23 protein-coding genes and 1 pseudogene are annotated in these 25,999 nt (G+C 46.2%); 9 read left to right on the top strand and 15 right to left on the bottom strand.

Going from position 1 to position 25,999, the window contains the following annotated elements; genetic code table 11:
- Positions 1-1,336 (top strand): Ig-like domain-containing protein (locus M988_RS06245; protein WP_211271672.1); only part of this gene is annotated, 1,336 nt, incomplete at its 5' end.
- Positions 1,337-1,464: 128 nt separating this feature from the next.
- On the opposite strand, the gene M988_RS06240 is transcribed toward M988_RS06245, so the two are convergent.
- The 3 genes from M988_RS06240 to M988_RS06230 all read right to left on the bottom strand — a co-directional run bounded on the left by M988_RS06240 (position 1,465) and on the right by M988_RS06230 (position 3,215).
- Positions 1,465-1,923 carry a hypothetical protein gene (locus M988_RS06240; protein ID WP_008814101.1) on the bottom strand — a complete coding sequence of 153 codons (459 nt, stop codon included), beginning with the start codon at positions 1,921-1,923 and terminating at the stop codon, positions 1,465-1,467.
- 72 nt (positions 1,924-1,995) lie between these two features.
- The gene (locus tag M988_RS06235) at positions 1,996-2,475 is read right to left on the bottom strand and encodes a hypothetical protein (protein ID WP_008814102.1); all 480 of its coding nucleotides are present in this window, start codon (positions 2,473-2,475) and stop codon (positions 1,996-1,998) included.
- Complete coding sequence (locus tag M988_RS06230; RefSeq protein WP_039185277.1) at positions 2,472-3,215, bottom strand: winged helix-turn-helix domain-containing protein; 744 nt, start codon at positions 3,213-3,215, stop codon at positions 2,472-2,474. Before M988_RS06230 ends, M988_RS06235 begins: the two co-directional genes overlap by 4 nt.
- Positions 3,216-4,244: 1,029 nt before the next feature.
- On the opposite strand from M988_RS06230, the gene murQ reads away from it, so the two are divergent.
- The 3 genes and pseudogenes from murQ (at position 4,245) to M988_RS23105 (ending at position 6,606) form a co-directional block, all read left to right on the top strand.
- Positions 4,245-5,153: an N-acetylmuramic acid 6-phosphate etherase gene (murQ, locus tag M988_RS06225; protein WP_064573321.1), complete on the top strand. Its 909-nt coding sequence runs from the start codon at positions 4,245-4,247 to the stop codon at positions 5,151-5,153.
- Positions 5,154-5,155: 2 nt separating this feature from the next.
- Positions 5,156-5,809: pseudogene (locus tag M988_RS23285) on the top strand (PTS transporter subunit EIIB); the annotation flags it as partial.
- Entirely contained in the window at positions 5,782-6,606 is an 825-nt protein-coding gene (locus tag M988_RS23105; RefSeq protein WP_248846497.1) for a PTS transporter subunit EIIC, read from the top strand. The pseudogene M988_RS23285 and the gene M988_RS23105, both read left to right, overlap by 28 nt.
- 76 nt (positions 6,607-6,682) lie before the next feature.
- Here M988_RS23105 and M988_RS06215 read toward each other — a convergent pair whose 3' ends face one another.
- Positions 6,683-8,137: a phospholipase D family protein gene (locus tag M988_RS06215; protein ID WP_008814106.1), complete on the bottom strand. Its 1,455-nt coding sequence runs from the start codon at positions 8,135-8,137 to the stop codon at positions 6,683-6,685.
- 360 nt (positions 8,138-8,497) lie between these two features.
- Between M988_RS06215 and leuE the strand changes: the two genes are divergently transcribed.
- Complete coding sequence (gene leuE / locus M988_RS06210; RefSeq protein ID WP_064573318.1) at positions 8,498-9,133, top strand: leucine efflux protein LeuE; 636 nt, start codon at positions 8,498-8,500, stop codon at positions 9,131-9,133.
- A gap of 537 nt (positions 9,134-9,670) precedes the next feature.
- A complete protein-coding gene (locus M988_RS06205) occupies positions 9,671-10,024 on the top strand; it encodes a helix-turn-helix domain-containing protein (RefSeq protein ID WP_008814108.1) in 354 nt (117 codons plus the stop codon).
- Positions 10,025-10,080: 56 nt separating this feature from the next.
- On the opposite strand, the gene eco is transcribed toward M988_RS06205, so the two are convergent.
- From eco to M988_RS06180, 5 genes are all read right to left on the bottom strand, one after another.
- Positions 10,081-10,593, bottom strand: a complete 513-nt coding sequence (gene eco / locus M988_RS06200; protein ID WP_008814109.1) for a serine protease inhibitor ecotin — start codon at positions 10,591-10,593, stop codon at positions 10,081-10,083.
- 231 nt (positions 10,594-10,824) lie between these two features.
- The gene (locus M988_RS06195; protein ID WP_040012360.1) at positions 10,825-12,417 is read right to left on the bottom strand and encodes an ABC-F family ATPase; all 1,593 of its coding nucleotides are present in this window, start codon (positions 12,415-12,417) and stop codon (positions 10,825-10,827) included.
- Between the two features lie 189 nt (positions 12,418-12,606).
- On the bottom strand, positions 12,607-14,475 hold the full coding sequence (locus M988_RS06190; RefSeq protein ID WP_064573314.1) for an amidohydrolase: 1,869 nt from the start codon (positions 14,473-14,475) through the stop codon (positions 12,607-12,609).
- Between the two features lie 27 nt (positions 14,476-14,502).
- Complete coding sequence (locus tag M988_RS06185; RefSeq protein ID WP_008814111.1) at positions 14,503-15,045, bottom strand: antibiotic biosynthesis monooxygenase; 543 nt, start codon at positions 15,043-15,045, stop codon at positions 14,503-14,505.
- A 68-nt stretch (positions 15,046-15,113) separates the two neighbouring features.
- Positions 15,114-15,755 carry a hydrolase gene (locus tag M988_RS06180; RefSeq protein WP_008814112.1) on the bottom strand — a complete coding sequence of 214 codons (642 nt, stop codon included), beginning with the start codon at positions 15,753-15,755 and terminating at the stop codon, positions 15,114-15,116.
- A gap of 378 nt (positions 15,756-16,133) precedes the next feature.
- On the opposite strand from M988_RS06180, the gene M988_RS06175 reads away from it, so the two are divergent.
- Positions 16,134-17,042 carry a LysR family transcriptional regulator gene (locus tag M988_RS06175; RefSeq protein WP_061059775.1) on the top strand — a complete coding sequence of 303 codons (909 nt, stop codon included), beginning with the start codon at positions 16,134-16,136 and terminating at the stop codon, positions 17,040-17,042.
- A gap of 19 nt (positions 17,043-17,061) precedes the next feature.
- Here M988_RS06175 and M988_RS06170 read toward each other — a convergent pair whose 3' ends face one another.
- Positions 17,062-17,967: a LysR family transcriptional regulator gene (locus M988_RS06170; protein ID WP_064573323.1), complete on the bottom strand. Its 906-nt coding sequence runs from the start codon at positions 17,965-17,967 to the stop codon at positions 17,062-17,064.
- A 122-nt stretch (positions 17,968-18,089) separates the two neighbouring features.
- On the opposite strand from M988_RS06170, the gene M988_RS06165 reads away from it, so the two are divergent.
- Together M988_RS06165 and M988_RS06160 are read left to right on the top strand one after the other, a co-directional pair.
- A complete protein-coding gene (locus M988_RS06165; RefSeq protein ID WP_008814115.1) occupies positions 18,090-18,848 on the top strand; it encodes an SDR family NAD(P)-dependent oxidoreductase in 759 nt (252 codons plus the stop codon).
- Positions 18,849-19,197: 349 nt separating this feature from the next.
- Positions 19,198-20,844, top strand: a complete 1,647-nt coding sequence (locus tag M988_RS06160) for a methyl-accepting chemotaxis protein (RefSeq protein ID WP_064573312.1) — start codon at positions 19,198-19,200, stop codon at positions 20,842-20,844.
- A gap of 214 nt (positions 20,845-21,058) precedes the next feature.
- Here M988_RS06160 and M988_RS06155 read toward each other — a convergent pair whose 3' ends face one another.
- The 5 genes from M988_RS06155 to M988_RS23025 form a co-directional block, all read right to left on the bottom strand.
- Positions 21,059-21,901, bottom strand: coding sequence for a ChaN family lipoprotein (locus M988_RS06155; RefSeq protein WP_008814117.1), 843 nt, complete (start codon positions 21,899-21,901; stop codon positions 21,059-21,061).
- A gap of 90 nt (positions 21,902-21,991) precedes the next feature.
- A complete protein-coding gene (locus M988_RS06150) occupies positions 21,992-22,456 on the bottom strand; it encodes a GNAT family N-acetyltransferase (protein WP_008814118.1) in 465 nt (154 codons plus the stop codon).
- 72 nt (positions 22,457-22,528) lie between these two features.
- Entirely contained in the window at positions 22,529-24,808 is a 2,280-nt protein-coding gene (gene maeB / locus M988_RS06145) for an NADP-dependent oxaloacetate-decarboxylating malate dehydrogenase (RefSeq protein WP_008814119.1), read from the bottom strand.
- A 208-nt stretch (positions 24,809-25,016) separates the two neighbouring features.
- Positions 25,017-25,574 (bottom strand): GDP-mannose pyrophosphatase NudK, encoded by a 558-nt coding sequence (gene nudK / locus M988_RS06140; RefSeq protein WP_064573322.1) that lies wholly within the window; start codon positions 25,572-25,574, stop codon positions 25,017-25,019.
- Between the two features lie 220 nt (positions 25,575-25,794).
- Positions 25,795-25,999: hypothetical protein (locus M988_RS23025; protein ID WP_211271671.1), on the bottom strand; the 205-nt coding region annotated here is incomplete at its 5' end.

Genomic DNA, 25,999 nt, shown 5'->3' with positions numbered 1-25,999 from the left:
TGATGACGGCACGGCGACCATTATCGCTGGCGCCCTGACGGTCACGGCTGACAACGCCAAAGCCAACGGCACCGCAACCAACGCCGTTCAGGCCAAGGTGACCGATGCTAACGGCAACGTGGTGCCTAATGTGGCAGTGACCTTCACTGCGGATAACGGTGCGACGGTCACCACCACGTCGGCTAACACCGATGAAAATGGTTTAGCGGCGACAACGCTGACTAACGTCACTGCAGGAGTATCGAAGGTTACCGCGGCGATCAACGGCCATAGTCAAACGGTAAACACAACCTTCGTGGCTGATATCACGACGGCTATCGTGACAGAAGTGACACTGGTTGATACGGTAACTGACAAAATTGCCAATGGAACCGACTTCTTTACCTTTGATGCACTGGTAAAAGATGCGCATGGAAATCTGGTGCCTAATGCCACAGTCACTTGGTCCCAAGACAAAGGTAACTCGGTCGTACTGCCTTCAAGCAGTGAGACTGACGTCAACGGTAAAGCGACTATCGCCCTGAAAAGTACCAAAACCGAGGCGCTGCTGATTCAGGTATCTGCCGCCATTGGTAGCGGTGCGGCAGTTAATGCAGATAAGAAAGTCAACTTTAAGGCTCAGCTCGTCACGCTGCATGGTGCGACAACCAACGCAGTCAACAATGCTGTAGTGCCTAATACCAAAATTGAACTCTTCTTGTCTCAGAGCGATACCACTCCAGCCTATTCGGCCACCAGCGGATCCGATGGTAAATACGCCATTAGCAATATTCCACAGGGCGTCTATTATGCGAAAGCAAGCGCGACCGGGTTTATTACGCAGAATGCAACGGTAGATATACAGGACGTTACCGATCTTGAGCAGAACTTCGTTCTGTCGCCAAATCTCGATGGCAAAGCTGCGCGTATCGTCCTAACTTGGGGAAGTACACCAGCCGATTTAGACTCCTATCTGTGGGTGCCAACGGTAGGAGCGCCAAACACGATGATCAAGGTGAATTACGGTTCTAAAGCACCCACGGGGGCCGATGCAGTTCTTGATGTTGACGCAAGAAATGGCTACGGACCAGAGACAATCACCGTGAACAGCCTACATCCTGGTGTCTATTGTTACGTGGTCAATAGATTTTCGGCGTCACCTCAAGCCTATGGCGATGCCAAAGTGAAGCTCTATTTATCTGACGGTACCACTCAGGACTTTAAGATTGAGGATGCAGGAAGTACAGGTGACATGGCTAACTGGACGGTATTCAAGATTGATACCACCTCAGGCCAGACCGATGTTAGCGTTATCAATTCAATCAATAGTTCTAGCAACAGGGGTGAATGTAGTTAACGTCTATCATTAACCGATTCATCTAACGACGAATGGCGCTAAGAATATTTAGCGCCATTTTTTATGGTAGTAAAAAATAATGTTAATAAAACAAGCACTCATCATTCAGAAAAGTGCTTGGCATTACATTAAATATCAGAGAGGTTGTGGCGCTTTTCATTCACAAGAATGAAGCTAGAATACTGAATTTTCGAGCACAAAGTTTCCAATTTCATCTTGAGCTGCATGGTATAAATTTTCTTGGCATCTTTATCCATAATATTTTTGTTGGAGTTTAAAAACTTAAACCCTTCGGTAATCTTATTGTAGTCCTCAGCATATCTTGGATACTGAGGAGCATTCTCTTCACGAAGAAAATTATAGTTATCCATGCATTTATTATTCGTTGACGAATATGAGTTCCCTCCGACTACGCCCCCCTTCGGGGGCGTATTCTCCTCCGTAGGGCTTAGCTGACTGTTAGCATAAAAATAGTCATATTCAAGATCGTTCCCTTGGTAGTTTTTGTTTGTTTTATTTGATGACGAGCAACCCGCTAACAAAAAAGCGGCTCCGGTTATCAATATACTGACCTGCCTTTTATTCATATAGCATCCTTTTATAAAAATGTAGGTGTGTTGACTTAAACCATAAAGAAAGAATCAAGAAACCTGCAAAATCTATGATGTGCAGGCAAACACAAAGTTATTTGCATGACCAAATAAATAGGTGTTTTTAACTTTGTTAACATTGATATTAATTTCTTTTAGATCTTTATATCTAAAAAAAAGAAAATCGAGTATAGGCTCTGGCGCAAAAGACTCGTCAACAGAATCATGCGAATAGGTCACCAGTCTTGCATCATAAATAACGAGTTTTTTGGGCGATATGACACGATACTTGAAATCAACACTTCTAATGATATCTTGCGAAGTTCCATTCCTAGCCAGATACCCAATGATCTCAGCATGCCCCTGCATTTTATTGTTTAAGCTCAGAAAAATATTTCCGTCAAGTATATCGTGACTCTCATCATCTCTATAAGAGAACTCGTTATTACATGAAAAATTGTATGATGGCTCGTAGATGACAGAAACATAAACAATTTCAAAAATAAGCGTAAAAGACAAAATAGCTAACACAATAATTTTATTATTCATTTTGTATAGTATCCTTTACAAAAAAAGTATTCATTTCCCTTTTTATCAACAACACACTCGGCGAGAAATGCCCTACCACTGCCGCGACTTTCTGGCTTAGAAATAAATTCTTTTCCCGGTAAGCATTTTATATTGTTCCGTTTTATCAGGTCGGTGGAAGCCTCGAGGAGGTAGCGGGATTGGCCGCGCGTATACTGAGGTAACACTCTGATCTCGCAAGCATCATACTGTCCAACTCCCGTGGTTGATGTCTCTAAGCTAAACTTTTTGTTTTGAGATAAAACATAGGCGATAAGCGCCAGAATGCATAAAGTTAAAATAGACATCATTACCCCATAAAAATAATATTGTGTTCTCTCTTTAGGTGCGCTCTCCCTAGTGGCAATCTCTGAAGATACAGGGCTATACTCTTTCTCCACGCTTATCGCTTCATTAAAACAAAAACCGACCTTAGGAATGGTTTTAATGACTTCCTCATCTATGCCTAAAAGAGAAAACGTTCTTCTGAGAATAGAAATGTATTGATTTAGTGTGTTATTTGACGATCGTAATCCTTGCTTATCCCATATATCTTCTAAAATGTTCTCTCTAGAAAGAATTGCACCTTTATTGTTGAGCAGCATGCATAACAGGTTGCAGTTGGTAATCGTAAGATTTATCACCTGTTCAGGACTATCAATACTCCAGATAGCTCCGTCAGCGGGTTTAAATCTCACCGTATCACTAATCTTATAAATCATAATTTTCACACTATAATGATTCAATTTACGACTCTCGTATCAGAGAAAATTAGCTATAACAACAGATCGTTTTTCTGCTTTATAGTGATGAGAAATAGTTTCGTTATAATCTTATAGATGAGAATCTTTCACATATTCATCCCCACAGATTTATCCATATATTGCTCTAGTTTTACCTGAACAACGCGACATCATAAGAATCATCTCAAATTAAAACGAAGGGGTAAAACATGTGATGTGTGTGATTTATACTTTTTATAAAAATTTTATTTAAGAATTTCAGGGCGCGAGATAGATAAAAAATCCAATTATAAATAAATTATAATAGAGATGCGGATAAATAGTCTACAGTATGCGTTTCAAACAGAATATTAGCCGCAATTTGATAGAGGCGTAACTTTGAGAAAAAGTGATGGTTTTTAGGAAAATTACCGCATTAATTGCCAGTAAAAATCAACTTTCATCTCTTTTTTTTCACAAGATTATTATTATTTCAGCGGGGGTCATTAAAATATAAACCTGTATCATCCGTAGTCTCACGACCTTTTTCTTCCCTTTCAGTCTTCTACATAGATTTAAATCTTGGTTAACAGGATTGCGATGGCACAATTATTCTTAATCTATCAAGATTAAGGTGAAAAAATATCAACCTATAGTCATATTAACGTTGTCAACGTCCTTCAATTCGTTTCAGTTATCATTTAACTTAAAATATTCATAACATAAAAGCAACGTGGGATGTTGTTGTCCTATCTCAACCGTTCTACGCTATCCTTGGAGACAGCAGATAAAGCCACGATGCTTATCGCGCTGGCGCATAAAAAGTAAATCCGTGATCGTATTTTATGCCGTATTCGCGGGTAGTGAAGTTACTGCGATGATTTTTCCGCCACTACGTTATGCCACCGATGCCGCAAAAATGATCGTTTTAAACGGACCAAAATGAACCGCTCGAGATGATTAATTCTTTATATCTTTCAATTATAGGAATAATTTATTCCTTAACGTCGCACCACAGAGAATACAGACATGAACATTGATTTATCTCACCTTCAAACCGAAGGCCGTAATACCGCCAGTGAAAACATTGATACCCTATCGACGCTAGACATGCTGACCATCATCAATCAGGAAGATCAGAAGGTCGCGTTAGCCGTAGAGCGCATCCTACCGCAAATCGCCCAAGCCGTAGACGCCATCACTCACGCGTTCGCTCTAGGTGGGCGCCTGATTTATTGTGGCGCAGGAACTTCGGGGCGCCTCGGTATTCTGGATGCCAGTGAATGCCCCCCTACCTACGGAACTCCGCGAGAACAAGTGATAGGTCTTATTGCCGGTGGACATACCGCGATTCTACGCGCCGTTGAAAATGCCGAGGATAACGTCGCTCTCGGCGAACAGGACATGATAGAGAATCAGGTCGGTGAACGTGATGTTGTCGTGGGGATTGCCGCCAGTGGACGCACTCCGTACGTCATTGGTGCAATGAAATATGCGCGAACTCAAGGAGCAACCGTCGTTTCACTGACATGCAATGCAAATAGCGCCATGAGTCAATTAGCCGATATTGCTCTAGAAGTAGTAGTGGGTCCGGAAGTCGTTAGCGGTTCCTCAAGAATGAAAGCCGGTACTGCACAAAAAATGGTTCTCAACATGCTCACTACCGGATCCATGATCCGTAGCGGAAAAGTCTATGGCAATTTGATGGTGGATGTTGAAGCGACCAACGCCAAGCTGGTGCAGCGTCAGGTTGATATCGTGATGCAGGCCACGGATTGCGAGCGCAGCACAGCCATCAAAGCGCTTAGCGAATGTGAAAGACACTGCAAAACAGCCATTCTCATGATCCTCGGTCAACTATCAGCCGCTGAGGCCAGCGCGGTTTTGACACAAAATAACGGATTTATTCGCCAGGCATTAGGCGCTAAAGGAGTTTAGCTATGGCAAAAATAACGGATGCCACGATCGCGCAAATTCTGGCATGTATCGGTGGCAGCCAAAATATTGCCCTGTGTGGAAACTGCATGACACGACTGCGTCTCACCCTGCGTGAGCGCAGCCTTGTCGATCACGCTAAATTAAAAAAAATCCCTAGCGTGATGGGCGTTATCGAAGGTAATGATCAACTGCAAATTGTTCTTGGCCCAGGAAAAGCGCAAACGGCCAGTGAAATGATGAACATATTGCTTGCTCAAAATCACGCCAGCCAAGAGATAGAGGCCAAGCCAGCTGATTTGCATACACTCGCCGCCGCAAATAAACAGCAACTCAAAAGTAAACAAAGGAGCGGGTTCCACAGTTTCTTAACCCAATTTGCCACCATCTTTACTCCGTTGATCCCCGGTTTTATCGCGGCAGGCTTGCTACTCGGAATTGCCACTCTATTACAGCAGACACTCGTACTTGAGGGGAGCACCGCACCTCTGTGGCTGACGAGCCTGATTGGCTATATGAAAATATTCAGCGTCGGTTTATTTACTTTCCTGAGTATTCTAATCGGCTTTAATACCCAAAAAGCCTTTGGCGGCACTGGCGTTAACGGCGCTATTATTGCCTCTTATTTATCTTGCGCTACAGCACAGAAGGCACCGTCGGCTATTACGCGGGTATCGATAATTTCTTTGGGCTGGTCATTGACCCAAGGGGGAATATTATTGGCGTACTTCTCGCTTGTATGTTCGGTGCGTGGATTGAACGCAAAGTGCGTAAAATCATTCCCGATAATCTCGATATGATCCTCACTTCGTCCATCACTTTGCTTATTACTGGCGCGGTAACCTATGTCGTGATCATGCCGATTGGTGTTGAACTATTTAAAGGCATGTCATGGCTATTCCTGCATTTAAATGGCAATCCTTTCGGCACGGCGCTATTGGCAGGACTCTTTTTAATCGCGGTAGTCTTCGGCATTCATCAAGGGTTTGTACCGGTGTATTTTGCACTGATGGATGCGCAGGGTTTTAACTCCCTGTTCCCTATTCTTGCCATGGCCGGTGCGGGACAAGTTGGCGCTGCATTGGCGCTTTATCTCAAAGCCAAACCAGCTTCTACATTACGCCTGCAAATTAAAGGCGCGATATTCCCCGGCCTGCTCGGTATTGGCGAACCGTTAATTTATGGCGTAACGCTACCACGCTTGAAGCCTTTTATTACCGCCTGCTTCGGCGGTGCCGTAGGGGGATTCTTTATCGGTCTAGTGGCTTATATGGGATTACCCATCGGCTTAAATACCGTATTTGGGCCATCGGGGTTGGTTTCAATACCGTTGATGACGTCCTCACAGGGGATCTACGCGGGCATCATGGTTTATATTGCCGGAGTATTTATCTCGTATGCCGCTGGATTTATTTTCACCCTACTTTTCGGCTGCAAAAATGTCGATTTGACTTAAACAAGAATACGTTTAACAGATGACTTGGTTTTTAAACCTGCGCGCCTTGCTCAAAGGAGCGCAGGTTTCACATGAGTTACAGCATCCACTCTATCGGCAAATAATAGGCAATACGCGCCAAAATACGTTTGTATAACGGACTATCTGGTTCTTTACGGTGAATGTATTCCTTGCCGTTTTCATATTCTATCCAGTGAATCTTCCTTCGCCGAGTGAGAATTAGCTGAAAGGCTTTGTCGTGCAAACTGGCAATAAAGCGTTGATGGGTTAACGTCGTTAACGATTCGCTCTGAATCACAAATCCCATCTCGGTATTTAACCGTGCAGAACGCGGGTCAAAATTAAAAGATCCAACAAATACGAGCTTGCCATCAACGGCAAAAGTTTTCGCATGCAAACTCGAACCAGAATGCCCCGTTAAACCGCGGTCACGTAGGCGGTCATTACGCGTAACATCTTCGGTTTCGTTCGCTTTCATTTCGAAGAGTTCGATTCCACAGCGCAGCAGCATTTTCCGCCATTTGGCATATCCTGCATGGACGATAGCCACATCATTTGCCGCCAGTGAATTAGTCAGAACGGTGATCTTCACACCTTGCTTCGACAAATGAACCAACTGTGAAACACCGGTTCGCGTGGGAACAAAATAGGCAGAGATAATATCCATGCTAATTTTTGGCACGCCAATCATCTCGAACAGGCGTGAAGCCATTAGCGCCTTGGTAGCAAGTTCCCCTAACCCTTTTCGCGGGTCGTCACTAAATAACTGTACTTTTGCCCAGGTTAACGAAAGCTGATTATTTTCCATTTGGCGCGCTAACAATTTGTCGCGTAGACGCTTTAAATACTCTTTAGCTCTCGCCCGCCCCCCGACTTCAGCAATCGTTAACCCGTGTAAATAGCGATAATCCGAAGCCTTACCCAGCACATCTTCGGCGGGAGATACACAGGCTGAGTGCCAATATCGCTCGAAATCTTGGCATACGTCCTCAACCACCTTCCCCACGGCCAGCACATCTAAGTCTGAAAATAGCGCCTGATCGCCAATACCAAAATATTCGTCACCCACGTTGCGCCCGCCAACGATGGTTGCCTGACCATCAAACGTCATGCTTTTGTTGTGCATGCGACGGTTGAGCCGTTTAAAGTCAGTCAAATAACATAAGCAGCGCATCCTTCTCAGCTTGAAAGGATTGAATAATTTAACGCTAATGTTGGGATGGGCATTCAGGCGACGCAAAGACTCATCAAGCCCGCCAGTGTTATTGTCATCCAGCAGCAACCGTACTTTTACGCCACGCTCAGCGGCACGAAATAAGGCGTTAAACAGCAAGCGTCCGGAAATATCGTTGTGCCAAATGTAGTACTGAACATCCAGCGTTTTTTCAGCCATGTTGGCCAGTAAATAGCGAGCAGCAAAAGCGTCATTGCCTTTTTCTAGCGGGTATACGCCGCTGAGTTCAGGATGAAGCTGACATAAAGGCTGAATCAATCGGGCTAGGCGAGTCTCGATAGCAGGTTTATTGCTCATAGCAAAAATAACTCACAGAATCACCCTTATAAAAGAGGCTATCGAATAAAAACGAAGCCAAACCGTGTGCATACATCATAGGCTAAAAATATAGCATGGCAGGAAAACCGCATGCAGAGGGTTTTTCTCAAAAGAGGGCTCGCCGATAAATTGCCACCAATAACGCATTTATTGCTTAAAAAGAGGAGCGTAAACACCGCGCGTAAGCTGCACATTAAATGTTCCAGTGTCTAAATGTTATACAGATCACACTCTGCTGCCAAAACCCTTTTAAAAGAGTACAATACGCCTTCGATTTTAAGGGCGATTTGTCCCTGCATGTACAACGTATTAATCGCGTGAACAAAGGGTGAGGTTGTTGTGTTTGAGAGCTATGGTGTACTCAATATCTGGACATATGTACTAGGTGTGATTTTCATCATTATGGTACCGGGGCCGAATACGCTGTTTGTCCTCAAGACCGGTATTACACGGGGAGTCAGAGAGGGTTATAAGGCCGCTCTCGCCGTTTTTATCGGTGACGCCGTGCTCATCTTTTGCGCCTACATCGGTATTGCATCGCTCATCCGCTCTTCGCCGTTTTTATTTTCTCTGGTAAAAATGTTAGGCGCGCTTTATCTGCTCTATCTTGGGCTGAAAATCCTTTACAGCACGTTGGCGAAAAAAGGCCAAGAGCAAAGTGCCGCTAAAGAAGAGCCTGAGCACACATTCCGTAAAGCTCTCACCCTAAGTTTAACGAATCCCAAAGCGATTCTGTTTTACGTTTCCTTCTTTGTGCAATTTATTGATATGGATTATGCGCATACCGGCGTCTCTTTTGCGATTCTGGCGGTTATCTTAGAAATGATTAGCTTCTGCTATATGACGCTGCTGATCTTCTCTGGTGCCGCGCTGGCGCATTTCCTCAGCGAAAAGAAACGCCTAGCAAAACTGGGAAACTCAATGGTTGGTCTGCTGTTCTTAGGATTCGCGACTAAGCTCGCCACATCCGCCTAGCAAGCTGAAAATGAGGAAAAGCGCCTGAAAATGGTAACATCGTTCACTTAAGCTTGATTTTAGGGGAGCACACTACGGTGGGGTAAACCCACTCTCCTAAACGAATGTCGTTACCTGTGATGGCGCTTTTTATGCACAACACTCAGTCTATTACGTCACTCAACAGCGCCAACAGATTCGTCGCCTTTTCACAATAGCCCATAGCTGAACACGCATTATTGAATAATACCCACGGCAGGCTGCGGCTGTAAGAAAGAAGTGAGGTGGTTAGGCGAGTTACCAGAAATAATCAATTCTTCTCATAAAAATCAAGCATTCTGTTTCCTAATAAGACGGAATTCATATTTCGTCCTTATTTGTTTATTATCCAAACACTCTTTTACTCAGAATTTATTCTGGAATTTTTATTGAGATAACTTTACAAAAATATATTTATCCTTATTGAATTGTTGTTCATTTTATTTTCATGTCCAGTAGTATCTCTGGTCAGGAATTTATCTTTTTGTTTGTGCAAGACCACAGACTAAGGTGATTAAATTGAGCACTAAAGGACAACATCAGCTGCTGGTAGAGTCACTGTCTGAATGGATAGAACAAAATCTAGATAAGCGAATCGTGATTGATGATATCGCCGAGCGAGCAGGATATTCTAAATGGTATCTGCAAAGATTATTTAAAGAGGTCACTGGGGATAATCTGGCATCCTATGTGCGTCACCGTCGTTTAATGCGAGCGGCAGCGGAACTAAAACGCACAGACAAAAAAATTATGGATATCACGCTACAGTATGGTTTTGACAGTCAGCAAACTTTCACCCGCGCATTCAAAAGGCGCTTCGGTACTTCTCCAGGCATATTCAGACAAACCCCATCGCCATCGACCGACAGCTAGACCGTTCTATCCCCTCCCAACCGTCCTTACTAAGGATGGTCAGGAGGGGAATGACATTATTTTTTCACTGAATCCTGCAGTTTCGCATCAGCCTGCCATACACGATATTTAACATCGACACCCTGCGGCACGTAAACCACAATAGGCAGTCGGCTGTTATAACGCTGCATTGCGGCATCGCCCAAATTAGCGATAACAAATTCGCTGCGTTTGGTGTTGTCTGGGCAAGCCATCATGGTTGATGCTGGTTCGGAAATTTTATCCATTACCAGATAATCATAGCCCCAGCCGGATAACGTTTTACTTTCCAGTTTTCCGCCCATCATATGGTGGTTGCAGTCAACTTCCATCGTTTTACCAATCATCAGTTCAACTTTAAAGTTGTTTTCATTTTCCTGCTTTGGTAAGTAAATAACCTGACGGCTCATGCCTTTCTCCGCCTGCGGATATGGCGCAACCTTTTCCAAAGGTTGTTTGCTGATATCTTCATGAGACTCTGCGGTGGCTGCAATTGCACCGGCAGAAGATGCCAACAACAGGCTGGCTAATACGGCTGAAATCTTGTTCATTATATATCCCTACTATTCTGATAATGATATTAACCAAACTAAATTATCATAGTCCGGACAAATATATCATAGGTTAATTCCTATTAATCCCAACTAAAGATATACAATAAAGAGGGTGAGGAAAACACGGAGTCATAAATAACAACAGTCGCACTACAAAATGTTAGAAAAAAAGCCATACCGTAAAACGGTACAGCTTTATTTAGCCGATATTTATCTATTTATACTAAATTATTCTGCGCCTTGGCTGCGCAAATAATCCTCATAGTTACCGGAGAAATCAATGGTCTTGGTTGGCGTAATTTCAAGAATACGCGTTGCCAAAGAGCTGACAAATTCACGGTCGTGTGAAACGAAGATCAGGGTACCTTCGTACATCTCCAGCGCCATGTTCAGCGCTTCGATGGATTCCATATCCATGTGGTTAGTAGGTTCGTCCATAACCAGAATATTGGGACGCTGCATCATCAACTTACCAAACAGCATACGGCCCTTTTCACCACCGGACAGCACTTTCACTGATTTCTTGATGTCGTCTTGGCTAAACAGCAGACGCCCTAAGTAGCCGCGCACCACCTGCTCGTCATCATTCGGCTGTTTCCACTGGCTCATCCAATCAAACAGCGTCAGATCTTCAGCAAATTCACTTTCATGATCCTGTGCGTAGTAACCGATATTGGCGTTTTCAGACCACTTAGCAAAACCCGTGTCTGGCTGCAGTTCGCCCACCAGCGTTTTCAGCAAGGTTGATTTACCCACGCCGTTAGTACCTAAAACGGCCAGCTTGTCACCCACTTCCAGCAGCATTCTTAGGTTTTTAAACAGCGGACCATTGTCAAAACCTTTGCTCAAGCCATCAATTTCCAACGCATTACGGAACAGCTTTTTGTCTTGCTCGAAGCGAATGAAAGGGTTCTGACGGCTAGACGCTTTAATTTCATCCAGCTTAATCTTATCAATTTGGCGCGCACGAGAAGTTGCCTGCTTAGACTTAGATGCGTTGGCGCTAAAGCGACTAACAAATGATTGCAGCTCGGAAATTTGTGCTTTTTTCTTGGCGTTATCAGACATCAAACGCTCACGCGCCTGAGTTGCCGCCGTCATATATTCATCGTAGTTACCTGGATATACGCGCAGTTCGCCGTAATCCAAGTCGGCCATGTGCGTACACACCATATTCAGGAAGTGACGGTCATGGGAAATGATAATCATGGTGCTGTTACGTTCGTTCAGCACGGTTTCCAGCCAACGGATGGTATCGATATCCAAGTTGTTGGTCGGTTCGTCGAGCAACAGAATATCTGGGTTAGAAAACAGCGCCTGAGCCAATAGCACACGCAGTTTCCAACCCGGAGCGATTTCGCTCATCAAACCATAATGCTGTTCAACAGGAATACCCACGCCCAGCAGAAGTTCACCGGCGCGAGACTCTGCGCTATACCCATCCATTTCACCATAAACAACTTCTAGATCGGCGACTTTATAGCCTTCTTCTTCGGTCATTTCTGGCAGTGCATAGATGCGATCGCGCTCTGATTTCACGTCCCACAATTCAGTGTGGCCCATGATAACAGTATCAATAACGGTATAATTTTCGAATGCGAACTGGTCCTGACGCAGTTTACCCAGACGCTCGTTCGGATCTAGGAAGACATTACCGCCGCTTGGTACCAGATCACCGCCGAGAATTTTCATCAGTGTGGATTTACCGCAGCCGTTTGCTCCGATAAGACCATAGCGATTACCTCCGCCAAATTTGACGGAAATGTTTTCAAACAACGGCTTACTGCCGAACTGCATCGTGATGTTATTGCTGATTAACAAGACTAGTACTCTTAACAAATGTGATTTTGGGCACATTATGCCATAAGTTGGCGCTTTTATCGCCCTTGAGAGCAAGATGGAAAAAGAGATAATGAAAATAGGGGTATGTCGTGTAGGAAGGCAAGGTAGCGGCATCTAGCAATGAATACCGCCACCTTCAGCAACATCTTGAGTTACAAGCACTTCAAGTCAGAATGAGAAGCAGGAGCAGCCTAAAGCGCCCCAGAATGCCTGCTCGTCTGACACTGGGATCGCTGATTTACGCGCTTTATCATGTGAGTGACCGTGTACACCACATGAACCGCAACATTGATGGGTTTGCGCCATCACGCCCGTTTTATTAGCAACCGGAGGAGCCGAGCGGTAATGTCCAGGCACGCTTACAACCGGCGACCATTCTGGCACAACCGGAATCGGCGGCGGGGCTAGCGGAGTAAAGGCGCCTGCGGCGTATACCACTTTACCATCCACAATGGTCATCACGGATTCAATGCCCTTAATGGCTTCTTCTGGAACACTAAAGAAATCCTGAGATAGCACGACCATATCCGCTAACTGCCCAGCCTGAATCCGACCTTTTTTGCCTTGTTCATTGGAAAACCAAGCGCTACCGGCAGTCCATAGCTCTAACGCAACGTCACGCGATAAGCGATTGTTATCATCGTACATCGCCATCCCCCCCACGGTGCGACCAGAGACCAACCAGTACAACGCAGTCCATGGATTATAACTGGCTACTCGCGTTGCGTCGGTTCCCATCCCCACAGGAACCCCCATCTCCAACATTTTGCTAATTGGCGGAGTTTGTTTCACTGCATCCATGCCATAGCGCTCAGCAAAGTACTCGCCCTGAAACGCCATACGATGCTGTACTGCAATGCCGCCCCCCAATGCTTTGACACGTTCAATATTTTGTTCTGTGATGGTCTCTGCGTGATCAAAAATCCAGTGCAGATCGCTGAACGGGATTTCACGATTCACTTTCTCAAACACATTCAGCATACGCGAGATAGATTCGTTGTAAGTCGCGTGTATCCGGAACGGCCAGCGATTCTCAACCAAATGGCGAACTACACGCTCCAATTCATCTTCCATGTATTCCGGTAAATCAGGGCGCGGCTGTAGGAAATCTTCGAAATCTGCCGCTGAGAATACCAACATTTCACCTGCGCCATTAGCACGATAAAAATCACTACCTTGCCCCGGCGTCAGCATATCCGTCCATTTCTGGAAATCATCCAATTCTTGCTTAGGACGCTGCGTGAACAGGTTATAAGCAATGCGTACGGTCATCTGTTTTTCGTCATGTAACTGCTGAATGATTTCGTAATCTTCTGGGTAGTTTTGAAATCCTCCCCCAGCGTCAATCGCACTCGTCACCCCCAAACGGTTTAACTCACGCATAAACTGACGAGTGGAGTTGACCTGCATCTCCAACGGGAGTTTCGGGCCTTTCGCTAAAGTGGCATACAGGATCATCGCATTGGGCTTTGCAATTAACATCCCAGTTGGGTTGCCTTTTGCATCACGTACGATTTCGCCTCCCACTGGATTCGGCGTGTCCTTAGTGTATCCCACGGCTTTTAACGCAGCGCGATTTAGCAATGCACGATCGTAAAGATGTAACACAAAGACGGGAGTATCTGGCGCGGCTTCATTTAGTTCTTCGATCGTTGGCATGCGGCATTCAGCAAACTGAAACTCTGTCCATCCCCCCACAACCCGCACCCACTGTGGTGACGGCGTGCGATCGGCCTGCTCTTTCAGCATACGTAGCGCATCAGCAAGGGAAGGCACCCCTTCCCAACGCAGTTCGAGGTTATAATTTAAACCACCACGAATCAGATGTAAGTGGGAGTCATTTAAACCAGGGATAACGGTATGACCTTTTAAATCAACAATCTGAGTTTCATCACCAGCAAAGCTCATCACTTTGGCTGTGCTGCTGGCGGCCAGAATTTTTCCGTCCTTAATGGCTACGGCATCCACCAGCGAATTTTCACGGTCAAGCGTATGAAACTGACCATTAGTGAGTATCAGTGAAGCGTTTTGAGACATAAGTCCTACTCCTATCGCGAAGATCGGCTATTTCTTCAGCCAACCAGCAAATATTCGGGTAACCAGCGGCATCCACATAAACACCACCAGTCCTACGACGCAGGCATCATTGATCAGGTGCAATGCTAAGGAGCCTTTCAATGTGGGAAATAGAGTTCCTGTCACCCTCGGCACCAGATTTGTGCTGGGAAAAATGACAAGGAGCGTTATTAGGAACTGCTTCCACTTCTTCGGTTTCTTTACCGTTGGACTGCTTGGCGTAAACCAAAATTCAGGCTCAGTGCGCACCTCATAATGCTCAGCCTGTGCCAAAATCGGGGCGATTTCGGCCACCAGCGTTTTACGCTGCTCCGAGTTTATCCATGCATAAAGGTTATCCAAGGTGTCAAAACGAATCACAATGTTATAAGCATCGCTGCCCGCAGAGGGCCTAATAACATGCACTCCCAAATGCCCCTGAAACTGCTGAGCGGCAGGCATAATGCGTGCGAGCCACTCCTCGTAGCTTTTTGCTTGATTAGGTTGCAGGTTATGCGTAATAGCCAAGGTAACGGTATTGGTTGCTGACATTTCGGGGCATCCTGAGGGAAAAAGTGGGATCTCGGCGGGAACATCGCCCGCCGCAGGTTGCAGTGAGTTTACGCTTTACGTTCTGGAGCCCCATGCACCAAAGTGTAAGCATAATCCACGCCCATGCCATAGGCACCGCTGTGCTCACGCACTAAGTCCATTACGGCATCGTAGGTTTCTTTGCGCGACCAATCACGTTGGTATTCCAACATAACCTGCTGCCAAGTTACGGGGACTGCACCTGCTTGTACCATACGTTCAACGGCACGCTCATGGGCATCAACAGATGTCCCCCCTGAAGTATCTGTTACAACATAAACTTCAAAACCTTCCTCTAAAGCCATCAGTGCTGGAAACGTTAGGCATACCTCAGTCCACAACGCTGAAATAATTAATTTTTTGCGCCCCGTAGCTTTCACTGCTTCAACAAAAGCCTTATCTTCCCATGAATTCATGGAGGTACGTTCAATAGGCTTAATGTCAGGGTGAACAGCTAGCAATTCTGGCCAAATATAGCCACTGAAGCTTTTGGTTTCGACCGAGGTATAAATCGTTGGAACATTGAAGATCTTACCCGCTTTAGCCAATGCAACTGTATTATTTTTCAAGGTTTGACGGTCAATATTAGCCACACCAAATGCCATTTGCGGCTGGTGGTCTATAAATATCAAAGTGGAGTTTTGAGGATCGATTAATTCACGAATTGACATAAGGCATCCTTAATTATCATTAGGTTAGAGTGTACACGCGTACTCTCTGTGAACAGGGATCATCCTAAACGTTTCATAAGAATGGTTGATAGCTAGAATTTTCTAACAACTCATTAAGTTATTTTATGTTGAGTAAAATCTTATTTATCATTATCGAACTAATAGTATTGTTGATATTTTTCACTTTACCTATTTTAATTTCCCTAAAATCTCTTTATAAAGAGAACATAGCGCTATACATGGCAGTAACCCATTGGTGGAGTTAACGTTAATTAAGCATTCCACCCCAAAAAGAAATTTCCTAGATTTACTCCCAGTAATGCAAAACTTAATATTTACGTATGCTAGGATTATTTTTAGTAATAGTAGAAGGTCACGATGCGAGTAAATTTAGATGTTCTGCTGATTCTGGATGCGCTTGAAAAGCACGGCAGTTTTGCAGCAGCTGCAGAATCCCTCTTCAAAACCCCCGCAGCACTCAGCTATATGGTGCAAAAGCTAGAAAGTGATCTCAGCATCAAACTACTGGATCGCTCTGGGCATAGAGCCAAATTTACCGATACAGGTAAAGTCGTTCTAGAGAAAGGTAGGGTACTTCTTAGTGCCGCACGCGATCTAGAAAAACAAGCAATTCAAATTGAATCCGGATGGGAAAAAGAGCTCACTATCGCTATCGATGGGTCTTTCCCATTTCATTTGCTGCTGCCAATGATTGAAGAGTTTTATCAGCTTGGGTGTCTAACCCAGCTCAGATTCACTCATCATACTCTTTCAGGCTCATGGGAACAGTTAACGCAAAACGACGCAGATATTATTCTTGGCGCCATCAATGAGCCTCCCACATCGACAGAGTTCTCTTATCGTATGCTAGGCATGCTTGAAAATGTGTTTGTCGTATCCCCCGCTCATCCGCTAGCTAAAATTGATGAATCACTTGATCCGACGATGATTGGCACACATCGCGCTATTGTTATCGGCGACACAGCAAAATTCAGTACCGGTCAGACGACAAATTATTTGCAAGAGCAAGAACGAATGGTGGTTTATGATTTCAATCATAAATTGCTGGCGCTGATTTCAGGTTTAGGCTGCGGTTTTATGCCACGCCATATCGTTGAACCTTATTTAAAAAGCGGAGTGTTAATAGCCAAGCAAACGACATCTAGTCGCCAAAAAGATCTCGCGTATTTAGGATGGTGTAATACCTCAGAAGGGATCGCCTCTCGCTGGTGGCGTGAAAAAATTCTAAACAGCGAACTCATCCAGCATATGTACAGCTACGACTAAACCTCGAGTCACAGCACCTTTATTGCACATATTGCTGGCGAATAATGTCTGACATCCAGTCCATAAAAACTTGTACCCGCCTAGCCAAATTTCTGCGATGCGGATACAACAGCGATACGGGCATCGCCGGCGGTGATAACTGAGGAAGAATCGCCACTAATGTACCGGTATCCAACGCATGCCGCACACCAATAATGGGCACCTGAATGATACCCAGCCCCGCGATGCAGGCTGCGGAATAGGATTCAGTGCTGTTAACCGTTAACGCCCCTTGCATCTCCACTTGCTGCACATCCCCCTGTGCAGTAACGTACTCAAACCTATCGCTATGCCCAACTTGAGCGTTTTGGTAGTGAACCATCTGATGAGACTGGAGATCGGTGGCGTTTTGCGGGCAGCCATACTTTTGCAAATAAGCGGGGCTCGCGCAGTTCACCATTTGCAATTTACCCAATGGACGAGCGATCAACCCGGAATCCTGCAGCGCCCCCACTCTAACCACACAGTCAAAACCTTCTTGTATGAGATCCACTCGCCGATCGCTGCTGCTGAGCTCTAATTCCAGCTCGGGGTGGGCCGTCAAGAACTCAGCCAAAGACTGCTGGATGACAATTTTGACTAACCCACTTGGCATATCAACGCGTAGGCGGCCAGAGAGAGGCGCGCTAGATGTTCGAAACAGGCTCTCCAGTTCATCAATATCGGCTAGCAAACCTTTACAGCGCTCATAACAACGATGTCCATCTTGCGTAAGCGTGACTTTACGCGTCGTGCGGTGCAGAAGCTGGGTACCAAACTGGTTTTCCAATTGCTGAATAGCCCCCGACACCGAGCCCTTAGGCAGTCCTAAGCGCTCAGCCGTGCGGCTAAAGCTGGACAACTCAGCTACGCTAACAAATACCTGCATGGCGCTGATTTTATCCATCATCAATTATTCTATTTAAATGAACAGTGTGGTCATTTTTAGCATATTTATCTCGCTTAAAACAAACAATATGCTTATCGACATCGCTAACTCAGGCGACGCCTAACACGAGGGTTTTAGATATGAGCAATAAAATTGCATTGATCACCGGCGCGAGCCGTGGCTTAGGTAAAAGCATGGCGTTGCATCTAGCAGCTCAGGGAATTGATGTCATTTTCACCTACCGTACTCAGCAACAAGAAGCTGAAAATGTGGCACAGCAAATCCAGCAAGCCGGAGCTAAAAGCGCGGCTTTACCGTTAGACGTCAGCCAAATATCCACATTTGCCGATTTTCGTCAGCGTTTAGAGCAAACGCTCAAGCAACAGTGGGGACGTCATACTATCGATTTTTTGGTTAACAATGCCGGTATTGGCATCAATGCTCCTTTTGCCGAAACCAGTGAACAGCAATTCGATCAGTTGATGAACATCCAGCTTAAAGGGCCGTTCTTTCTCACCCAAACTCTGCTGCCAGTCATGATCGACGGTGGGCGTATTCTGAACATTTCTACCGGTCTCAGCCGTTTTGTTCTGCCTGGTTTTGCCGCCTATGCTGCTATGAAAGGCGCAATGGAGGTGCTTACCCGCTATCAGGCTAAAGAGCTTGGCGCGCGCGGGATTAGCGTGAATATCTTGGCACCAGGTGCGATTGAAACCGATTTTGGCGGCGGAGTGGTACGCGATAATAAAGATGTTAACGCCTTCATTGCATCACAAACGGCGCTGGGGCGTGTAGGGCTACCTGAAGATATTGGTAAAGCCGTTAGCATGCTGCTTTCTGATAATGCTCACTGGGTGAATGGACAACGTATTGAGGCATCAGGCGGTATGTTCCTATAATTTCAGCGGCGTTGTGCTTTTCACCTTACTCCCCTTCCCACTCGTAGTGGGAAGGTTCTTCATATAAATACATGCTTATTGAGTTTAAATGAAAAGATAAGCCTGCTTTTAGTTCAATCCAAATAAATATCCCTGAGTTTTTCACTGAATAAAAAACGACTCAATGTTATATTTATGTTTCAAATAAAAATATGGAAGTTAAAATCTATAGATAAATACCAACGTTATAATCAGATTTTCTTTAATCACTAAAGTTTTACCTCAACCTGCCGAAAACAAAGAGCACTTCCCGCGGCAAAGCGAGTGCTATTTGCCGTATTGGCATCTCATTAAAATTTCAGGTTGTGCTATGTTCGAACGATTAAAAATATCCCAAGGCTTAATGGGGGTTTTAGCCCTATTCTGCATTATTCAGATATTCTCCGGTGTATGGAGCATTCTAGACGCCTCCGGAACCAATAATCGCCTCACACAAATCTCTTCCGGCTTTAATCAAATCATGGCGATGGATAATGCTTACGCTTCGGTGACCGAGATTCGTGAAGAAGTTCTTAAAGATGCGCTAATGCTAGCCACCCAGCCACAAAGCAATGACGCCAAAAAGTCCCTTGGTGAATTACGCCAGCGCCTCACCGAAGTCGATCAAATGATGGAGAAATTCTATCAACTATCACAGTCAAACCAGAGCGAAAACGAGCGTACCAAGAATGTCAAAAATTTGTATGAAAAAGCACGCGGCGATCTGTTGCAATTAATTATTAGCTTAGAAAATAGCGATATCGCACGTTTCCAATCAATTATGCATAATAGTTCTGCCATGCATTTTATGTCTGCACTTGATGATACTTCCGCCTACGTTGCTAACGATATTATTACACCTGCCGCGGACGCGGCACAGGCCAGTTATCGCCAGATGGTGCCGTTATCTCTGACATTTATTTTCGTCTTTGTTCTACTAACCGGCGCGGTTCTGGTTTGGATCAGAAAATATGTACTCAACAAAATTAATCAGGTCATTGACTATCAGGCTGAGATCGCACACGGAAATTTAGCCATTGAAATTAACGCCAGCGGAAATAACGAAATTGGAAAACTGATGCAGGGGCTCAGCCATATGCGCAATGAGCTGGCAAATACCGTTAGCGCTGTTCGTGCCGGTACTCAGAATATTTATACCGGCGTGCAAGAAATTGCCGCAGGTAATAGCGATCTGTCAAGCCGCACTGAAGAACAAGCCAGTTCGCTGGAAGAGACGGCCGCTAGCATGGAGCAACTTTCTGCAACGGTGAAAAACAATGCTGAAAGCGCAAGTGCAGCGACTTCACTGGTGAAGCGAGCGTCACAAAGCGCGGTCAACGGCGGTGAAATTACCCGCAAAATGGTCGTCACCATGAGCGATATTGCTGATAGCTCACGCAAAATCGGTGATATCACCAGCGTCATCGACGGCATCGCCTTCCAAACCAATATATTGGCACTGAATGCGGCCGTTGAAGCGGCTCGCGCCGGTGAGCAAGGCCGTGGCTTCGCCGTTGTGGCAGGAGAAGTTCGTAGCTTGGCACAGCGCAGCGCCCAAGCGGCTAAAGAGATCAAAACGCTGATTGATGCATCTGTGTTGCGCGTCGGTCAGGGCAACGATCTAGTGGAAAATGTCAGCGTAGCCATGACAGAAATTGTGACCTCCATTGGCCAAGTCACCGAAACTATGCAGGAAATCTCAAGTGCTTCCGAAGAGCAAAGCCGTGGAATTGCACAAATTGCGCAGGCGGTTAACGAAATGGATAAAGTGACCCAACAAAACGCCGCTCTCGTTGAACAATCAGCCTCCGCAGCAAGCGCATTGGAAGATCAGGCCGATCGCCTGAATCAAACCGTTTCCCTTTTTAAACTCTCCTCGTCAGCGCCTGCGGTCGTGCGCGTTCAGCCACAGGCTACGCCTGCGCCGAAACTGAAAGCGGTCGTTGAAGATAACGGAGAGAATTGGGATAGCTTTTGAGGTGATCGCTTTTGAGGTAGTGGAATACATTGAATCTAAGGCTAAATGACGTTCAGTGTCATATTCCATACGCCTACCATGGTGCAGACGCTCGTGTTAGGTAAAAAGGCCACAGGGATGTGGCCTGCCGCGACGCTTAGCTACCGTTTCGGATAAAAGCGTGGAGGATGAAATATCACGCTAATACACCACAACGCTGCATCGTTATATCTATTTAAGGCTTAGCTTTCCTTGTGTACCACACAAAATCCGCGTTACTTTTATCAACCTTTACGCCCTCCTCCGCTAGCATCACCACCGTGAGTTCAGTCATAGGCGCAATATCTTCGACATGAAGCGGTACGCCTAACGCTCGGTTAGCATGATATCCGCCAACGATAAGCAACGCGGGCGTCGGTGCAGCAAGCAAGCTTTCAGCCATGCGGCGATCGCGCTGTTGTTGAATAGCGAGCATAGCCTTCGCCTGTTTAGGTTCTAACTTACCGCCATGGGATTCTTCAATCGTTTTAGCTATCGCTTCACGTACCGAAGGCTGGGTACTCAGCGCACCGGTCACCGCAAGTGGGTGCTCATAGAATTTTTTAATTTCGCTGCGATCGAGATTCGCTGACAGCAGTGGATATGACCCCGCTAACGCCGCGGTTGTTACGCCGGAATACAGCTCCCACGTCCAACCTTTCTGCCATGCTGTTTGTTCTGTAATCTGCTGACCGGTCAACGTTTTCCCCTGCTTTAACTGGTCTTTTACCGCATTGACCTTGTCTTGCTGGCTCGGCGTAATCATCTCCATCAAAACACTGCCCTGCGTTCGCTGGCGTGGTAAAGACTCAACCAGCCATTGTTCGATTTGATGATGTTGGAGATTGTCGTGTTTTTCCCCCACAATAACGCGCGGGCGATCGCCGAGTTTGGCTAGCAGCTGCTGCGGCGTGAGTTTCTGTCCGCTATGGAGATCAACAATATTATCCTGCGGCACTGCATGGATAGTCTGGGTGTGCTGGCCAATGCCACAGGCGCTTAATAAAAAAGCCGCCGCCAGTAGTCCAATCTTTTTCATGCCATAACCTTTGAGTCATTAAGTTTCCTGTAGTTTAAACTTAATGATAATCATTGTCATATGGCATTTACCGGCAGCGGATCAGGCTCGCTAACCGAGATCTAAACTCATCACTGAAACCCATTCACCAGAAACTTCGCGTTTTTCGATTTCCTTCCAGCCTAATCGTTGATAGAGCTTCTGCTGATCGGGCGTATAAAGGTAAAGCTGTTTAATACCTTTCTGCTGCGCCTGTGCCACACAGGCTTTGGTGAGCGCCGAACCAACGCCTTTACCGCGATGTTCTGGGGGCGTAAAGACTTCACCAAGCCAAAATCGGCGTTCGGGACGGTCATCCAATTCATGCACAATAACGCTGGCAGTGCCTAGCAATTGCCCATCTTCAACGTAGGCAACCAACGTGAACTCCTCGCTATCGACATGATTACGTTTGATAAAGCGCTGCTGAATTCCCTCCTGCGTACTCCAGCGTGGCAAGCTTGACCATTCCCAATGCAGCAATGCGGCTATTTGTGGGATATAGGGTGAGTTATCGTCAATTTTTTCAATCAACATAGCAATTCCCTCAGCAATTGAAATGCCGTCAACTGACCGTTGGCGGCATTAGAAAACCCAACAATAACAGCTTTATAGCGGCTTCGTCTGTGCTTCAACCACGGACAGCGCTACCATATTGACGATACGGCGAACCGAAGCAATAGACGTCAGAATATGCACCGGCTTACTGACCCCCATTAACACTGGCCCGACGGTCACACCTTCCGAAGAGGAGACGCGCAACAAGTTATAGCTAATACGTGCAGCCTCCATATTTGGCATGATCAAAATGTTAGCCGCGCCTTTCAAAGGACTGTCTGGCATCACATCATTACGGATGCTTTCCACCAATGCGGCATCACCATGCATTTCACCGTCAATCTCAAGCTCTGGCGCAGCCTCGTTGACCAATTCCAATGTACGACGCATTTTGCGCGCGGCGGGACAATCTGAAGCCCCAAAGCTGGAATGAGACAGCAGAGCCACTTTAGGCTCAATCCCGAATCGGCGTACGGTTTCAGCCGCCATCAAGGTGATCTCAGCCAACTGCTCGGCGGTTGGGTCGTCGTTCACATAGGTATCGGCGATAAAGGTGTTGCCACTTGGCAGCAGTAGCGCGTTCATCGCCCCCGCAACATGTGCCCCTTCACGGAAACCGAACACGTTGTGTACCACTTCGTAATGTTCGTGGTAATTACCAATCGTACCGCAAATCATGGCATCAGCTTCACCCCGTTGCAGCATAATGGCGGCGATCAAGGTTGGATTGCCAATGACCGCACGGCGTGCCTGCTCCTGCGATACGCCACGACGTTTCATGATGTCGTAGTATTCACGCCAGTATTCGTTGAAGCGCGGATCGGATTCATTGTTCACGATCTCAAAATCTTTTCCGGCTTCAATTTGCAGCCCCAGTTTTTTCAGGCGCATTTCAATAACATCAGGCCGTCCAACCAGAATCGGCGATGCGATACCTAACGTAACCAACTCTTGAGTCGCATGCAGTACGCGCTCCTCTTCCCCCTCCGCCAGCACGACACGTTTTTTCTCTTTTTTCGCCTGCGAGAAAATCGGTTTCATGAACAGATTGGTTTTGTAAACAAACTCGGTCAGATGCTCAATGTAAGCATCAAAATCCTCGATGGGTCGCGTTGCTACGCCAGAATCCATTGCGGCTTTTGCCACCGCAGGCGCGATTTTTACAATGAGGCGAGGGTCGAACGGTTTTGGAATGATGTATTCAGGGCCAAACGAGAGATCCTGATCGCCATAAGCAGAAGCCACAACATCACTTTGCTCAGCCAGCGCCAAATCGGCGATAGCATGTACACAGGCTAATTTCATCTCTTCGTTAATGGTGGTTGCTCCCACATCAAGCGCACCACGGAAGATGAATGGGAAACACAGTACGTTATTCACCTGATTTGGGAAATCTGAGCGCCCCGTACAGATAATTGCGTCTGGGCGTACCGCTTTGGCCAACGGTGGCAGAATTTCAGGTTCAGGGTTTGCCAGCGCAAGGATCAGCGGATCGCGCGCCATGGTTTTCACCATATCTTGGGTCATTACACCTGGACCAGAACAGCCAAGGAAAATATCCGCATTCGGGATCGCGTCCGACAGCGTACGCCAGCCATTATCTTTAATGGCGTAGGCTCGCTTGCTTTCAGCCATGTTCTCTTCACGCCCCTGATAGATAACCCCTTTGGAATCACAGGCGGTAATATTTTCACGCTTCAATCCCAACGCCACCAGCAGGTTTAAGCAGGCAATCGCTGAAGCGCCAGCGCCTGAAACCACAAGACGCACATCGCTAATCTGTTTTTTCACTACGCGCAAACCGTTGAGTACGGCGGCGGTACAGATGATGGCTGTGCCGTGCTGATCGTCATGGAAAACGGGGATCTTCATCCGCTCGCGCAGTTTTTTCTCGATATAGAAACACTCAGGTGCTTTGATATCCTCGAGGTTAATGCCGCCAAACGTTGGTTCTAATGCCGCCACGACGTCGATCAGTTTATCAGGGTCAAGCTCATCAACCTCGATATCGAACACATCGATTCCGGCGAATTTCTTAAACAGGACGCCCTTGCCTTCCATGACAGGCTTACCCGCGAGTGCACCAATATTCCCCAAGCCAAGCACCGCGGTACCGTTAGAGATAACGGCCACTAGATTTCCACGTGCGGTGTATTTATAAGCGGCAAGCGGATCGGCGGCGATCTCCAAACAGGGAGCCGCCACGCCCGGTGAATACGCGAGCGCTAGATCACGCTGAGTAGCGAGGGGCTTGGTCGGCACAACTTGGATTTTGCCTGGAATTGGAAACTCATGAAAATCAAGCGCACTTTGTTTTAATTGTTCGTCCATCGTAGGGTCCTTTTTGCTTTATAAGAGCTAGGTTTCGCTAGACCAGTATAGTGGGCAAAACAACTTAATCTATGAAGCGTGCCATAAAGCAGAAAACAAAAAGTTTTATTTATTGCAACAATTTACTCATGGATAGGAAACGAACAGGACATATTGTGGAGGGCATTAGAAGAGTGGCTCAGCGCGTTTACGCCGAGCCAAAAGCGGGTTAACTCATCCAGCCCTGAATTTGGGCGTACTGCAATAGCATAATGGTTTTCCCATCCTTGATTTGACCATCCCTAATCATGTCAAGCGCCTGCAGGAAAGGCAGTTCTAGCACTTCGATATCTTCATCCTCAATACCGCCGCCATCTGATTTTTTCTGGCTATTGGTATAGGGAGCCACAAAGAAGTGAATAATTTCGGTCACACCGCCGGGAGACATGTAGGCTTCAAATACCTTAGTTACTTCGCCGACTTCAAAGCCGGTTTCTTCCATCGCCTCACGACGCACACAATCCTCTGGTGCATCGTTATCCAATAGACCGGCAATGGTTTCGATCAACAGGCCATCGCTGTTGCCATTGAGATAGGTCGGAATACGAAACTGACGAATAAGCACTACGCTCTTTTGTTCCACGTTGTATAACAACAGCGTAGCACCATTTCCACGGTCATAAACCTCGCGCATCTGGCGGATAGTACCGCCATTATGTCGAGTTAAATCATAGGTGTATTGACGCAGAACTGCCCAATGATCGGATAAAACTCGATTGCTGATCATTTCTATTTTCACGCAGTACAACTCCCTTACAAATGCGGGGCCCAATAGATTCGAGCGGAAGAAGCAATATAAGACGAGAACAGATAATTGGGAATGATTGCGCGTGCTAAATGAGATTTAAGTTGGGGGGGCTATGTGGGATGGTGTAGGGCTTCGTTTGCCTGTTCATACCGAACTTCGTTGATACATCCGTATGCTTTTATCCGAGATGCTATTCCCACTACGGTTTTATCCTATGGGATTGCGGTGAAATGTTTCGTTCGCCAGTCAGCATATGCGTTTCCATGAACCCGCTGGCGAAGGCGACCGATGAGAGCCCCGTTGCGCGGGGGCTCTCAACTCGCGCGCTTTTTATCCGAGATGCCATCTTCGCTACGGTTTGGTATCGCCCATCCAGGGCGCCCCAAACTCCGCCGGTACATCCT

This window comes from Hafnia paralvei ATCC 29927, from assembly GCF_001655005.1.
GTDB lineage: Bacteria > Pseudomonadota > Gammaproteobacteria > Enterobacterales > Enterobacteriaceae > Hafnia > Hafnia paralvei.
The sequence above is the reverse complement of the archived record's forward strand: the minus strand, read 5'-3'. Positions and strand labels throughout refer to the sequence as shown.

Coding starts and splice junctions, on each gene's coding strand:
- maeB (WP_008814119.1), bottom strand. CDS start 24,808: ATGGACGAACAATTAAAACAAAGTGCGCTTGATTTTCATGAGTTTCCA.
- M988_RS06175 (WP_061059775.1), top strand. CDS start 16,134: ATGCGAGTAAATTTAGATGTTCTGCTGATTCTGGATGCGCTTGAAAAG.
- M988_RS06230 (WP_039185277.1), bottom strand. CDS start 3,215: ATGATTTATAAGATTAGTGATACGGTGAGATTTAAACCCGCTGACGGA.
- M988_RS06160 (WP_064573312.1), top strand. CDS start 19,198: ATGTTCGAACGATTAAAAATATCCCAAGGCTTAATGGGGGTTTTAGCC.
- M988_RS06215 (WP_008814106.1), bottom strand. CDS start 8,137: ATGAGCAATAAACCTGCTATCGAGACTCGCCTAGCCCGATTGATTCAG.
- M988_RS06165 (WP_008814115.1), top strand. CDS start 18,090: ATGAGCAATAAAATTGCATTGATCACCGGCGCGAGCCGTGGCTTAGGT.
- nudK (WP_064573322.1), bottom strand. CDS start 25,574: ATGATCAGCAATCGAGTTTTATCCGATCATTGGGCAGTTCTGCGTCAA.
- M988_RS06235 (WP_008814102.1), bottom strand. CDS start 2,475: ATGAATAATAAAATTATTGTGTTAGCTATTTTGTCTTTTACGCTTATT.
- M988_RS06190 (WP_064573314.1), bottom strand. CDS start 14,475: ATGTCTCAAAACGCTTCACTGATACTCACTAATGGTCAGTTTCATACG.
- eco (WP_008814109.1), bottom strand. CDS start 10,593: ATGAACAAGATTTCAGCCGTATTAGCCAGCCTGTTGTTGGCATCTTCT.
- M988_RS06185 (WP_008814111.1), bottom strand. CDS start 15,045: ATGTCAGCAACCAATACCGTTACCTTGGCTATTACGCATAACCTGCAA.
- M988_RS06170 (WP_064573323.1), bottom strand. CDS start 17,967: ATGGATAAAATCAGCGCCATGCAGGTATTTGTTAGCGTAGCTGAGTTG.
- M988_RS06155 (WP_008814117.1), bottom strand. CDS start 21,901: ATGAAAAAGATTGGACTACTGGCGGCGGCTTTTTTATTAAGCGCCTGT.
- murQ (WP_064573321.1), top strand. CDS start 4,245: ATGAACATTGATTTATCTCACCTTCAAACCGAAGGCCGTAATACCGCC.
- M988_RS06180 (WP_008814112.1), bottom strand. CDS start 15,755: ATGTCAATTCGTGAATTAATCGATCCTCAAAACTCCACTTTGATATTT.
- M988_RS06240 (WP_008814101.1), bottom strand. CDS start 1,923: ATGAATAAAAGGCAGGTCAGTATATTGATAACCGGAGCCGCTTTTTTG.
- M988_RS06150 (WP_008814118.1), bottom strand. CDS start 22,456: ATGTTGATTGAAAAAATTGACGATAACTCACCCTATATCCCACAAATA.